Source organism: Marinobacter sp. (assembly GCF_048266785.1).
Taxonomy (GTDB): domain Bacteria; phylum Pseudomonadota; class Gammaproteobacteria; order Pseudomonadales; family Oleiphilaceae; genus Marinobacter.
Genome location: NZ_JBLWYX010000011.1, coordinates 49,271 through 62,661, shown reverse-complemented (window position 1 = coordinate 62,661; position 13,391 = coordinate 49,271). Strand labels below are relative to the sequence as shown.

Genomic DNA, 13,391 nt, shown 5'->3' with positions numbered 1-13,391 from the left:
TGAAGATAGCAGAATGTTATTCAGGGATATTGTTGAAGGCAACTCGCATCGGTAATTTAGTCATCATTAAATGGAGTGGGGCACCGAAGTTCCTGCCAATGATTATTTGAGGAGACCCGTTATGACCACCAACACGATGCCAGGCCTTATTAAATACCCGAATTTGCTTGAGCCGCTTGACCTTGGATTCACCAAGCTGCGCAACCGGACACTGATGGGCTCCATGCATACCGGGCTGGAAGAGGCAAAAAACGGCTTTGAGCGTCTTGCGGCATTTTACGCGGAGCGCGCCAGAGGTGGTGTGGCACTGATCGTTACCGGTGGTATCGGTCCCAACCCTGAGGGCGGCGTTTTTCAGGGCGCGGCCAAAATGACCAACGACGAAGAAGTAGAAAAACACAAGATTATCACCAGCGCCGTGCACGAAGCCGACGGCAAGATCTGCATGCAGATTCTTCATGCTGGCCGTTATGCCTATTCCCCGGCGCTGGTTGCCCCCTCTGCTATCCAGGCGCCCATCAACCCGTTCAAGCCCAAGGAGCTGGACGAAGCCGGTATTGAAAAGCAGATAGAAGATTACGCGGTGTGCGCGCAGCTTGCGCAAAAGGCCGGTTATGACGGTGTTGAGATCATGGGTTCTGAAGGCTACTTCATTAACCAGTTTATCGTTTCTCACACCAACCACCGCACGGATCAATGGGGTGGTAGCTATGAGTACCGCATCCGCTTGCCCATTGAGATTGTGCGCCGCGTTCGCGAGCGCGTCGGCGAAAATTTCATTCTGATTTACCGCCTGTCCATGCTCGATCTGATTGAGGATGGCAGCACTTGGGAAGAGGTGGTGCACCTGGCCAAGGAAATTGAAAAAGCCGGCGCTACTATTATCAATACCGGTATCGGCTGGCACGAAGCCCGGGTCCCCACCATTGCTACCTCAGTTCCCCGTGGCGCCTTTACCAAGGTAACCGCGCGTCTTAAAGGCGAGGTCAGTATCCCGCTGGTCACCACAAACCGGATCAACATGCCGGACGTTGCCGAAAAGATTTTGGCGGAAGGCGACGCGGATATGGTGTCTATGGCTCGCCCATTCCTGGCGGATGCGGATCTGGTGCTGAAAGCATCTGAAGATCGGGCCGAAGAAATCAATACTTGCATCGGTTGTAATCAGGCGTGTCTGGATCACACCTTCGGCGGCAAGCTGACCTCGTGCCTGGTTAACCCACGCGCTTGTCATGAAACCGAACTGACCTATGTAAAAACAGAATCACCCAAATCGATTGCTGTTGTGGGTGCCGGGCCTGCTGGAATGGCATTTGCCTCGGTTGCAGCAGAACGTGGTCATAAGGTGACGCTGTTTGATGCCGGCAAAGAGATCGGCGGTCAGTTCAATATCGCCAAACTCATTCCGGGTAAGGAGGAATTTTACGAAACCCTGCGTTACTACCGCGTGATGCTGGACAAGCACGGCGTAGATGTGCGGCTCGAAACCCGCGTGAGTGTGGATGACCTGAAAGCCGGCAACTTTGATGAAGTTGTGCTGGCAACCGGCGTTGCGCCCCGGATACCGGATATCGAAGGCATTGACCATCCGAAAGTGATCGGCTATCTCGATGCGCTCCTGGAGCGCAAGCCTGTGGGTGAGAAGGTGGCGGTTGTTGGTGCCGGTGGTATCGGTTTTGATGTGTCTGAATTCATTGTGCACAAGGGCACCTCCGCTGCGCTGGATACCGGTCACTTCATGCGCGAGTGGGGTGTGGATCTGACGGTGGAGCACCGTGGTGGCATCCTGGGTGTAACGCCGGAAGTTCCCGAGCCTGCCCGTGAGGTGTTCCTGTTGCAGCGCAAGTCGTCGAAAGTTGGCAAAAACCTGGGCAAAACCACTGGGTGGATTCACCGGACGTCTCTCAAAAATCGTAAGGTTCAGATGATGCCGGGTGTGACTTACCGCAAAATCGACGATAAAGGGTTACACATCACTGTCACTCCCAAGGGGGCAAAGCAGGGCGAAGATCGGATTTTGCCGGTGGATACCATAATTCTCTGTGCTGGCCAGGAGCCGTTGCGTGAACTGCAAAGCGGGCTTGAAGCGGCCGGGCTGCCCGTGCACCTGATCGGTGGGTCGGATGTGGCGGCGGAACTGGACGCCAAGCGTGCTATTGATCAGGGTAGCCGACTCGCCGCCAGTATCTAACCAAAGAGCCTGATCACAAAACGTTGCAGTTTTTCTCTTTGCACCGGACGCTCTCTGGCTAGACTATAAGCTTTGAGTCTGCCAGAGAGTTTTTGGATTTTAGGGAGTCTGCAATGGTTTCTGCCGGCCAGGCAACGGGCAATAATTCGGCGGTTTTCTTTTTCGAAGGTAACGAAGTAGCTCGTCAGATGCGTGCCAGCGAGTTTGGCGCGTTCCTCGATGGCTATGTCGGTCTGTCGGATCTTGCAGAAACCGATGTAAAAGCAGTATTGGTCGATCTGAGCAGCGATCTTCTGGTGCGTGCTCTAGTGTTTTTCCGTATCTGGTTTGATGAGGAAGGCAGGGCCGACAGTAGCTGGGACGTGCCCATTGAAGATCTAGCCGCCCGCGGTGCCAAAGGCCCGAACATGGGCGGCGGCGCTATTCGTCTTGTGTGTCGCAGCCAGTGCCCGGAACCCCAGTACGCCTCCGAGTTATGGGATCCGGATATGACCCCGGGCAATAACCATTTTCAGGTGATCCGCAAAGCCGTTAACGCAAACAATCTCAAATTTCGCCGTGTTGAGCCTGAGGAAGAAAATATTCCTGTGCTTCGTGCCGGGCAGGAAGACGCCGCTTTGTCTGAAGGGACTCGCACCGAGGCTGATCGTTCGCGTGTGGCTCAGCTGATCCGCGAGCAGCGGCTGCGCATCAAAACTCTGCAAAGTGTCCATCGGGACCTGCTTTCCGAGGTACAGCGTGAGCACCGGCTTGAGCTCAAAGCCCAGCGCAACGAAATCGAAGATATCAGCCAGAAGTATGAACGCCAGCGCCTGAGTAATGATCAGTTGAAGCAGCGATTGGCAGAGCGTAATCAGCAGTATCTGACCATGCAGGAGCAGATGGCGACCGGTGGCGCTGGCAAAGAGCGTGATGATGCCAATGTGAGCGCTGAGTTGGTATTGCTCAGGGAGCAGCTTGACCGTAAAAGGCGCGAGCTGGAACACAGGGATAAGAAATTTGTCGTTCTCGAACAGGAGCTGTACGAGCTCAGACACCGTGAGCCGCAGGAAAACTCCATTATGGAGCATATCAAGGGGCAGTCTGTTTTCCTGGTGGCCTATCACCCGGGTGTTGGACACCTGACCCTGCCATACGACGATATTGAAACCTACTTCCGTAACCCCATCGCTTATGCATCAGAGCGTTGCGGCATGAACGAGCCGTCGTACCTTCAATGGCTTGAACACTACGAGAATCCGGTGTGCCAGCACTCGGCCGAAAGTGGAGAACCGTGCGATGAACCTCTATTGCGGGTAAGTCAGCCCGGGGATTTCCAGCCCGGCGTTGATGACCGCTGCGAGCACCACCAGCCCTGAAGATTAACGGACATTTAAGCGGCCCCGAAGAACTTTTTTCAGTATCGGGGTGACTTTCGTTAGACTGTAGGTCAGATTGATATTGGCGCAGGCGGGCTTGTCCGCTCTCGCCGTATTCCGACACCACAGGAAGCTTCATGGATCAGTTCAGGAACATAGGCGTTATCGGCCGGATGGGCAGCGTTAAAGTGGTTGAGTCACTGCGCCAGCTCAAACAATACCTGATCGCCAACCATTATCATGTCATCCTTGAGGAAGATACGGCCAGCATGTTGCCTGGCCATGGCCTGCAGGTTGCCAGCAAGAAACTCCTTGGCGAAATCTGTGATCTGGTTATTGTGGTCGGCGGTGATGGCAGCTTGCTGGGCGCGGCCCGGGAGCTGGCAAAATCCAAGATTCCGCTGCTTGGTGTAAACCGCGGACGGTTAGGTTTCCTTACGGATATTTCGCCGGTTGACCTTGAAGAGCGTCTGGGTAAGGTACTTGAAGGCGAGTACATTGAGGAAACCCGGTTTCTGCTTGACGGCAACGTCGAGCGCAACGGGCAGCCGTTAGGCTTTGGTACTGCACTGAATGATGTGGTGTTGCACCCAGGCAAGTCCACCCGCATGATCGGCTTTGATCTGTATATTGATGGTCATTTTGTATACAGTCAGCGTTCGGATGGCCTTATTGTTTCCACCCCCACTGGCTCAACCGCCTACTCGTTATCAGCGGGAGGCCCGATTATGCATCCGAAGCTGGATGCCATTGTGCTGGTGCCCATGTTTCCCCATACGCTCAGTAGCCGGCCGATTGTTGTGGATGGCAAGAGCGAAATAAAACTGGTTATCGGGGAGACCAATGAAACCTATCCGCAGATCAGTTTCGATGGCCAGATGAACATCGCCTGTGCGCCGGGTGACATCATTCGTATCGCGAAAAAACCGTTCAAGATCCGGCTGATCCACCCCACAGACCATAATTTCTACGCCACCTGCCGTGACAAGCTTGGCTGGGCCAGCGAAATATCAGCGAGTTGATCATGGCTGGAAGCAACCCTACCGCAAGTTGTGGTTACGACATTATCGGCGATATCCATGGCTGCGCGAACACGCTTGCCCGACTGCTTGAACAGATGGGTTACAGCAAAGTAAATGGTGTGTACCAACATCGCCGGCGCCAAGCAGTCTTCATTGGAGATATTATCGATCGCGGCCCGAGAATCCGGGAAGCTCTTCACCTCGTAAGGAATATGGTTGAGCGGGGTTCAGCGCGGATCGTGATGGGAAATCATGAATACAACGCTCTGGGTTATTGTACGCGGGCACGGGCGGGCAGCGGCAAAACGTGGCTGCGTGAACACACCCCCCGTCATGACCGGCTGATCCGCGAGACCCTTGACCAGTTTGAAGCTCACCCCCACGAATGGAATGATTTTCTTGAATGGTTTTACACCATTCCGTTGTTTATTGACGAGGAAGATTTCCGTGCGGTACACGCGTGCTGGGATGGTGAACTCATCGAACAATTCAAACAGGTGCAGGGCGGTGCCTGTATCGATGAGGACTTTCTTCACGCCTCTGCCGCCATTGATTCTTTCGCGGGGCAGGTCATGGATACGCTGTTAAGGGGCACAGATTTGCGCCTTCCTCAGGGTATGAAAATCGAAGGACGCGACGGCTATGTTCGTGAGTTTTTCCGCACCAAGTTCTGGGCGGATAACCCCCACTCCTACGCCGATGTGGTTTTTCAGCCAGACCCCTTGCCTCCAGAGGTGGCGAGCAGAGCGCTCACTGCGGAGGATCGCAAGCAGCTGATCAGTTATCCGCTGGATGCACCTCCTGTGTTCGTTGGCCACTACTGGATGGACAGCGAGCCGGCCCCGCTGAGATCCAACGTTGCCTGCATTGATTTCAGTGCCGTCAAATACGGCAGGTTGGTGGCGTACCGGATGGACGGGGAGAAGGTACTTTCCCGCGATAAATTTGTCTGGGTTAACGTGGCTCGTGATCACCACGATTCCCCGGATTACCCTACCAGCGAAGACAGCGTCGCTCGCTAGTGCAGCTGTGTGAACGAGCGTCTGAATTTTCCACGAGGCAAGGTCGATTGTGTACCGAGTAAAGCAATTGGATGCGAGTTTGGATCTTGGCGGTTTTAGCCAGTGGTTAAGAAGCCAAGGCGTTCCTCACAGAATCAGTGAGGAGGGCGATTTCCAGGTGTTGTGGCTGGAAAATCAGGAACATGCCGAGCCGGTTCTGGAAGCCCTGGATCGGTTCCTTGCCGAGCCCGAGATCCGTCAAGCGGTTGAGAATCAAAATCGCTCGCCGGTTTTCGTGACGGGGCGCTGGCAGCCCTCTCCGCGCCACGCGCCGCTGGTGTTGGGAATTATTGTGCTGGGCGTCCTGATGGCCTGGTTTACCAGTCTGGGCAGCAATCAGTTCACTGCTAACTTGCTGATCATTGATCCCCGGGCTTACGGCTGGGGCAGCATGGCAGAGCGCCTTGATGCGCTCTCTGCAACACTTGCCAGCGGCCAGGTCTGGCGGCTGTTTACGCCCGATTTTCTGCACTTCAGCTGGACTCACATTATTTTTAATTCCGTGATGCTGTGGTTCCTGGGCAGCCAGATTGAATGGTTTGATGGCCGTACCCGGCTGGTTGTGCTTTTTATCGTTACCAGCCTGGTCTCCAATGGCTTGCAATATATGGTCTCCGGGCCTTTTTTTGGCGGCCTTTCCGGGGTCGTTTATGGCATTCTTGGCTATTGTTGGCTGAGCCAGCGAACGCTTCCCCGATTCCAGTTCCCGCCAGCGCTCGTTACCTTTGCAGTGGTGTGGATGGTGATCGGGTTTACGCCTGTGCCGGAAATGCTGGGGCTGGGGCGTATGGCAAACGAAGCACACCTGGGCGGGTTCGTCGCCGGCCTTGCGCTGGCAGCCATTTTGCCGGCTCGCAGAATACCGCAGGCATAAAAAAACCCCACCAGAGGTGGGGTATAAAGGAAGCAGAATATGCTTCTGATGAGAGAGACCAAACGACACGACCGTCGTCATTTGGTGAGGCAATGATAATCATTATCGTTTATGTCTGTCAAACGATTCACCCTATTTTTTATGAAGGTTTTTTCAGGAGAACCGGATGACTTACGAAGAACTTATCGAGCAGCTGGATCCTAACGTCTACCAGAACCTGCGCCAGTCTATTGCGCTCGGGAAATGGCCGGATGGCCGAAAGCTCACACCGCAGCAGCGTGAGATCAGCCTGGAGGCGGTTATCTATTACGAGAATCTGCATGGCATTCCAGAGCAGGAGCGGGTGGGTTACCTCGACCGGGGCGCCAAAGCCGGTACCGCATGCGATCCTTCCGTGCGTCGTGACCAGTCAGGCAATAATGATGTTGATCCCGACCAGTTTGTTGAGGTCAAGTCTTGAGCAACTTTGCTGATGTAACCGGACGCCTGAGAAAAATGCCCGCAGACGCCGGCAATCCCGTGTCTTATGTACTGGCGGTGGGCGATACTCGTGTGCCTCTGAACGAACTTATTGGCAAGCCATTGCGCTTCGATTTTGAAGGCGTGATCCGTTGTATTCATTGCGACCGGACAACGAAAAAGAGCTTTAACCAAGGGTTTTGTTATCCCTGTTTCCGCAAGCTGGCCGCCTGCGACAGCTGCATCATGAGCCCGGAGAAGTGTCATTACCATCTGGGTACCTGCCGTGAGCCAGAGTGGGGTGAGACCCACTGCATGATTGAGCATGTGGTCTATCTGGCCAACTCATCAGGCCTGAAGGTAGGCATCACTCGTGGCTCTCAGGTGCCAACACGCTGGATTGATCAGGGTGCGGTGGACGCCATTCCCATGCTGAGAGTAGCGACCCGTTATCTTTCCGGTCTGGTTGAAGTGGCCTGCAAAGCACACGTTGCCGACCGCACTAACTGGCGCGCCATGCTCAAAGGCGATGTTCCCGAGCTGGATCTCGTGCAGGAACGCCAGCGGATCCTGGCGCTGATCGCAGACGATATTAGCGCGCTGCGGCAAGAGCATGGGCAGAATGCCATCCGTGAGGTGGACGAGCAGGGGCTTGACCTGAGTTATCCCGTCCAAACCTGGCCGGAAAAAATCAAAACCCATAACCTGGATAAAACGCCGCAAGTGGAAGGGGTCCTCGAAGGCATCAAGGGCCAGTATCTGATCCTTGATACCGGGGTGATCAATATTCGAAAGTTCACCGGCTATGAAGTCCGTTTCCGGGTAATGGGTGACTAATTCACCCGTTTCCGTCCGATCTTATATTGCCTTTACAGCCTGCCTTCGACGAGTTGCAGGCTGAGAAATCTGGAGACAATCAATGCGCACCAATCAGCCCCAAACGATCTACCTGAGCGAATACAAAGTACCTGCATACCTGGTGGATACTGTCGAGCTTCGTTTTGAGCTCTTTGAAGATGGCGCAAGGGTGCATAGCACACTTTTCGTGCGTCGGAATCCGAAGTCCGCCGAGGGGGTCGCGCCTTTAGCGCTGGACGGCGACAGCCTGAAGCTGGAGCGTGTTGCACTGAATGGCGAAGAACTGGCTGAGGGTAATGACTTTGAAGAGATCGGCGAGCAGCTTGTTATTGCCAATGTGCCTGCCCAGTTCGAGTTAACGGTCGTGACCTGGATTGAACCCCAGAACAATACCCGCCTTGAAGGTCTGTATAAATCCTCGGGTATGTTTTGTACCCAGTGTGAAGCGGAAAGCTTCCGCTGTATCACCTATTTTCCGGATCGACCGGACGTGATGGCTCGTTACCGCACCCGTATTGAAGCGGATAAGGCCAGTTGCCCGGTGTTGCTGTCCAACGGCAACGACGTGGAGAGAGGCGATCTTGAGAATGGGCGCCACTTCGTCACTTGGGAAGATCCGTTCCCCAAGCCCAGTTACCTCTTTGCCCTGGTGGCAGGCGATCTGGTCGAAAAACAGGATACCTTCATAACCTGTTCCGGTCGGGATATTGATTTGCGCATCTACGTTGAGCCCCGGAACGCTACCAAATGCGAGCATGCGATGGATTCCCTCAAGCGATCCATGCGCTGGGATGAGGAAGTCTATGGTCGCGAATACGATCTCGACATCTTCATGATCGTCGCCGTCGACGACTTCAATATGGGCGCCATGGAAAACAAGGGACTGAATATCTTCAACTCTTCCTGCGTTTTGGCCAGCCAGGAGACAGCCACCGACCTTGCGTTCCAGCGCATTGAGGCCATTGTCGCGCATGAGTACTTCCATAACTGGTCCGGCAACCGGGTAACCTGTCGGGACTGGTTTCAACTGAGCCTGAAAGAAGGGTTTACGGTATTCCGGGATTCCACTTTCTCGGCCGATATGGGCTCACCAACGGTGAAGCGTATTGAAGATGTCACACTGCTTCGCACGGCGCAGTTCGCCGAAGATGCCGGCCCTATGGCGCATCCGGTCCGCCCGGCGTCTTATATGGAAATTACGAATTTTTACACGCTGACTATCTATGAAAAAGGTGCGGAAGTTGTACGCATGATTCATACATTGCTTGGGCCGGACCTGTTCCGCAAAGGCAGTGATCTGTATTTCGAGCGTCACGATGGTCAGGCAGTCACCACAGACGACTTTGTAAAAGCGATGGAAGACGCGTCCGGCAGGGATCTTACACAGTTCCGCTTGTGGTACGACCAGGCGGGCACACCGGTGCTGACGGTCTCGGATGCCTACAATTCAGCGCAAGGTAAATACTGCCTGACGATTCAGCAGTCTGTTCCGGATACGCCAGGACAAACTGGCAAAAAACCTCAACATATTCCGTTTTCCCTGGGCTTGTTGGGCGCCGATGGCGAGGCTTTGCCTCTCATGCTTGAAAGCGGCGGGAATGTTACGGGCGCGCCAACCGAACGTGTTCTTGAGTTGACTGAAGCGAGCCATACCTTCGAGTTCCACGGACTGACCCGGAAGCCGGCGCCCTCGCTGCTGCGCCATTTTTCAGCGCCCGTGCGGGTGGTTTATCCCTGGAGTCGCGAGCAGTTGGTGTTTTTGATGAGCCACGACCCTGATGGTTTCAATCGTTGGGATGCCGGTCAACGCCTCGCTGTTGATGTGATTCAGTCGCTGGTTGGCTCCTCTGATGCTGCGGAAATTGAGCCGCGTCTGGTTCAGGCATACCGTGCCCTGCTTGGTGACTCGACGCTTGATCAGGCATTGGTGGCAAAAATGCTGCAGTTGCCTTCCGAAGCTTATCTGATTGAGCTGGCGGATAGTCCTGATGTCGCGGCCATTCACCGTGCCCGTGAGCAAGTGTTAAACCACCTGGCAATGTCGTTGCGTGAGGAACTCATCACTTGCTATCACCGGAATTCGGAAACGGGTAGCTATGAGGTTACACCCGAGTCCATTGCCCGCCGCAGCCTGAGAAACACCGCGTTGGCGTGGTTGTTGATGATCAACGACGACACCGGTCGCGATCTGGCTCTGCATCAGCTCCGTGATGCCGATAACATGACAGATCGCATGGGTGCGCTGCGTGCTTTGGTCAACTCCGATTACGCGGCTGAACGAAGCAAGGCACTGGGCGACTTCTATGAGCGGTTCCAGGATGATCCTCAAGTAGTAGAGCAATGGTTTGCGGTTCAATCGTCCAGCGATCGCGCAGGTCAGTTGCCACAGATTCAGGCTTTGCTTGCGCACCCGGCATTTGACTGGAAAAACCCCAACAAAATACGCTCGGTTGTTGGTGTGTTTGCCGGCCAGAATCTGGCGGCATTTCATAACCCTGACGGCTCAGGCTATGTATTTTTGGCAGGCCAGGTGTGCCGCCTGGATGACAGTAATCCACAGATTGCGGCTCGTCTGGTGAGCCCACTTACGCGCTGGAAAAAGTTTGCGCCCGCCTACAGCTCTCTGATGCGGTCGGCTCTGGAGCGAGTTCGGGACAAGCCCGGGCTTTCCGCTGATTTGTACGAGGTGGTACATAAAAGCCTGGAAGGCTGACAGCTGGTAACAAAATCGCACTTTCGGTCGATAGACAACCTTGACGGATCGGTTAGTCTGGCGGGGAGCCTGGCTCTCTAGTCAGTTAATAATAAAAGCCTTCCCACAGGCATCCAGTCGAATTCAGGGTTATACAATGAACTATAAAAAGAGTGTGATACTCGGAGGGTTGTTCGCCCTCTCGATAGCATCCTCCTCTTCCTGGGCAGCGGTTTCTTCGGGTGAAGCTTCACGTCTCGGCCGGGATCTTACCCCGTTTGGCTCGGTCAAGGCCGGAAACGATTCAGGTACTATTCCTGCCTGGACCGGGGGGCTTACAGAGTCTCCCGCCGGCTATGTGGGTGCAGGCCAACACCATATCAATCCGTTTCCGACGGACGAGGTGCTGTTCACAATCAATGCCTCTAACAAAGACCAGTATACGGAGCACCTCACGGATGGCGTGCGGGCTATGCTTGAGACCTACCCCACCAGCTTCCGTTTGCCGATCTACCAATCCCGCCGCACTCATGCGGTCCCTGACTGGGTCGCCGTGAATACCCGTGAGAATGCTGTAAGCGCAGAAATTGTCGGCAAGGGCGAGGGCTTGAAGGGTGCTTATGGTGGTTACCCCTTTCCGATCCTCAGCGGGAATGACGAACAGAAAGCATGGCAGGTGATCTGGAATCATCTGACACGCTGGCGCGGTGTTTCAGGCACTCGTCGATCCAGTGAAGTGGCTGTACAGAGCAATGGTGATTACTCGCTGGTGACCTCTCAGCAGGAGGTCTTTTTCAATTTTTACAGCCCCGGCGGCAGTGAAGATGATCTGGATAACATCATTTTCTATTACCTCTCGTTTACCCAGTCTCCGCCTCGCCTTGCGGGGGGTGCCATTCTTATCCATGAGACCCTGAATCAAATCATCAATCCGAGGAATGGGTGGGGCTACAATGCTGGGCAGCGACGTGTGCGCCGGGCACCAAACCTGGGTTATGATTCGCCGATTGCGGCTGCGGACAACCTCCGGACGGCGGACGACACCGACATCTTCAACGGTGCCCTGGATCGTTACAACTGGACTTATGAAGGCTTGAGGGAAATCTACGTTCCCTACAATAATTATCTTATTGGCGAAAAAGGTACGCCTTATTCCGAAATTCTTGGTATCTCTCATCTGAATCCAGAACTGACTCGATGGGAGCTCCATCGGGTGCATGTAGTTGAAGCCACATTAAAAGGGAGCGAGCGCCACATTTATCACAAGCGCCGTTTCTACGTAGATGAGGACAGCTGGAACACAATTTTGCTTGATCAGTATGACGGCCGTGGTGAGTTATGGCGCGTTACCATGGGCATCGCCAAAAATTATTATGAACTACCGGGTGTGTGGACCGTTCTTGACGTCTATCATGATTTGCAGGCACGTCGTTATCACGTGCTCGGTCTGGATACGGAAGAGCCTAATACCCGGGTCTTCACTGAAGATGTTCCGAACAAACGTTATTTTTCTCCGGCCTCCCTACGTCGCAGAAGTGTCCGCTAGGGCAGGCATCTATCAGTAGTGGGCTTACACAGCTGTCAGGCTGCTGACATACCGGAAACCAATGGTGCCGGTATGTTTGGTTAGTGCCGGGCACTGCTGGTCAGTGACAAACAGTTAAAACAACATAATAGGCAATCTGAATGGCTAAAAGGTTGACGTGCAAAACTCTGGGGGCTGTTTGCCTTGGGCTTTCCATGGTCTGCTCCGCGCCGGCGGCGTTTGCGCTTGCGGATATCATCGAAACTCCGGCCCGACAAACTGACCTGGCTCCCGCTAACCTCCTTAACGACGCAGTGCGGACAGGTGATCGCATCGTCGCCGTCGGAGAGAGGGGGCACATCATTTACTCGGATGATGACGGGCAAACGTGGGTGCAGGGCAGCGTTCCGGTCTCCGTAACACTGACCGCCGTGGATTTTGGATCCGAGACTCATGGCTGGGCCGTTGGCCACAGCGGGGTGGTGCTTCACACTGAAGATGCCGGGGAGAACTGGAGCTTGCAGTTAACCGGCATTGGTGCTGCCAAGCTGGCAATCGCCAGTAAGGAAGATCAGATTGCGGCGTTGGAAGAGCGCATCGAAGAGGCACCCGAGTCGGAAAAAAGCGATCTGGAATGGGCGCTGGATGATCTGTTTTTTACCATGGAAAATATGCAGTCAGATCTGGATATTGGCCCTGTAAACCCGCTGCTGGGTGTTTGGTTTGAGAATGACCAACACGGGTTTGTTGTGGGTGCCTACGGCATGATCTTGCGCACAGAAGACGGCGGGGACACATGGTATGACTGGGCGCCAAAGATTGAAAATGCCCAGAACTTCCACCTGAACAGTATCACCCGTATAACCGGTGGTGGGCTCGTTATTGTGGGCGAGGCTGGGCAAATCCACGTTTCAGTAGATAACGGCGATACCTGGGAGCGGCGGGAAAGCCCTTATCAGGGTTCTTTGTTCGGGGTAATCGGAACGGGGGAGGTCAACGAGATTCTTGCCTTTGGTTTGCGGGGCAACATGTTGTTTTCAAACGACCTCGGGAAAAGCTGGCGCCTGGTTCCCAACAGTGCGGGAGCGACTCTTAATGACGGTGCTGTGGCTGATGACGGCCGGATAACCCTGGTTGGCAATGGCGGAACGGTTCTTATGAGTAGCAACGGCGCAGATTCGTTCCGGGAATATTTCCGCAATGATCGGGACGGTGTCATGAGCGTGATTCCGGTTTCGGGAACCAACCTTCTTATCGTAGGTGAAGGCGGCGTAAAAATTACAGACGCTCGCGGAAAGAACCTTCAATAACGCCCTGATGTGGCAACAACTGAAAAATAATAGAGGGGCTT

Annotated in this window: 10 protein-coding genes; all 10 read left to right on the top strand. The window is 54.3% G+C overall.

What is annotated here, in order from left to right; genetic code table 11:
- Positions 1–121 precede the first annotated feature (121 nt).
- The 10 genes from ACN0V1_RS14890 to ACN0V1_RS14845 all read left to right on the top strand — a co-directional run bounded on the left by ACN0V1_RS14890 (position 122) and on the right by ACN0V1_RS14845 (position 13,350).
- Positions 122–2,191, top strand: coding sequence for an FAD-dependent oxidoreductase (locus ACN0V1_RS14890; RefSeq protein WP_417545743.1), 2,070 nt, complete (start codon positions 122–124; stop codon positions 2,189–2,191).
- Positions 2,192–2,304: 113 nt separating this feature from the next.
- The gene (locus ACN0V1_RS14885; RefSeq protein WP_417545742.1) at positions 2,305–3,549 is read left to right on the top strand and encodes a DNA repair protein; all 1,245 of its coding nucleotides are present in this window, start codon (positions 2,305–2,307) and stop codon (positions 3,547–3,549) included.
- Positions 3,550–3,686: 137 nt separating this feature from the next.
- A complete protein-coding gene (locus ACN0V1_RS14880; RefSeq protein WP_417545741.1) occupies positions 3,687–4,571 on the top strand; it encodes an NAD(+) kinase in 885 nt (294 codons plus the stop codon).
- Between the two features lie 2 nt (positions 4,572–4,573).
- Positions 4,574–5,593, top strand: a complete 1,020-nt coding sequence (locus ACN0V1_RS14875; RefSeq protein ID WP_417545740.1) for a metallophosphoesterase — start codon at positions 4,574–4,576, stop codon at positions 5,591–5,593.
- Between the two features lie 49 nt (positions 5,594–5,642).
- Positions 5,643–6,506, top strand: coding sequence for a rhomboid family intramembrane serine protease (locus ACN0V1_RS14870; RefSeq protein ID WP_417545739.1), 864 nt, complete (start codon positions 5,643–5,645; stop codon positions 6,504–6,506).
- 166 nt (positions 6,507–6,672) lie between these two features.
- On the top strand, positions 6,673–6,966 hold the full coding sequence (locus tag ACN0V1_RS14865; protein ID WP_417545738.1) for a YeaC family protein: 294 nt from the start codon (positions 6,673–6,675) through the stop codon (positions 6,964–6,966).
- A complete protein-coding gene (locus tag ACN0V1_RS14860; protein ID WP_417545737.1) occupies positions 6,963–7,802 on the top strand; it encodes a DUF2797 domain-containing protein in 840 nt (279 codons plus the stop codon). The genes ACN0V1_RS14865 and ACN0V1_RS14860 overlap by 4 nt, the downstream gene beginning before the upstream one ends.
- A gap of 82 nt (positions 7,803–7,884) precedes the next feature.
- On the top strand, positions 7,885–10,536 hold the full coding sequence (pepN, locus tag ACN0V1_RS14855) for an aminopeptidase N (protein ID WP_417545736.1): 2,652 nt from the start codon (positions 7,885–7,887) through the stop codon (positions 10,534–10,536).
- 136 nt (positions 10,537–10,672) lie between these two features.
- Positions 10,673–12,061 (top strand): DUF1329 domain-containing protein, encoded by a 1,389-nt coding sequence (locus ACN0V1_RS14850; RefSeq protein WP_417545735.1) that lies wholly within the window; start codon positions 10,673–10,675, stop codon positions 12,059–12,061.
- 140 nt (positions 12,062–12,201) lie between these two features.
- Entirely contained in the window at positions 12,202–13,350 is a 1,149-nt protein-coding gene (locus ACN0V1_RS14845) for a WD40/YVTN/BNR-like repeat-containing protein (RefSeq protein ID WP_417545734.1), read from the top strand.
- Positions 13,351–13,391: the final 41 nt, after the last annotated feature.

Coding starts and splice junctions, on each gene's coding strand:
- ACN0V1_RS14890 (WP_417545743.1), top strand. CDS start 122: ATGACCACCAACACGATGCCAGGCCTTATTAAATACCCGAATTTGCTT.
- ACN0V1_RS14885 (WP_417545742.1), top strand. CDS start 2,305: ATGGTTTCTGCCGGCCAGGCAACGGGCAATAATTCGGCGGTTTTCTTT.
- ACN0V1_RS14880 (WP_417545741.1), top strand. CDS start 3,687: ATGGATCAGTTCAGGAACATAGGCGTTATCGGCCGGATGGGCAGCGTT.
- ACN0V1_RS14875 (WP_417545740.1), top strand. CDS start 4,574: ATGGCTGGAAGCAACCCTACCGCAAGTTGTGGTTACGACATTATCGGC.
- ACN0V1_RS14865 (WP_417545738.1), top strand. CDS start 6,673: ATGACTTACGAAGAACTTATCGAGCAGCTGGATCCTAACGTCTACCAG.
- pepN (WP_417545736.1), top strand. CDS start 7,885: ATGCGCACCAATCAGCCCCAAACGATCTACCTGAGCGAATACAAAGTA.
- ACN0V1_RS14850 (WP_417545735.1), top strand. CDS start 10,673: ATGAACTATAAAAAGAGTGTGATACTCGGAGGGTTGTTCGCCCTCTCG.
- ACN0V1_RS14845 (WP_417545734.1), top strand. CDS start 12,202: ATGGCTAAAAGGTTGACGTGCAAAACTCTGGGGGCTGTTTGCCTTGGG.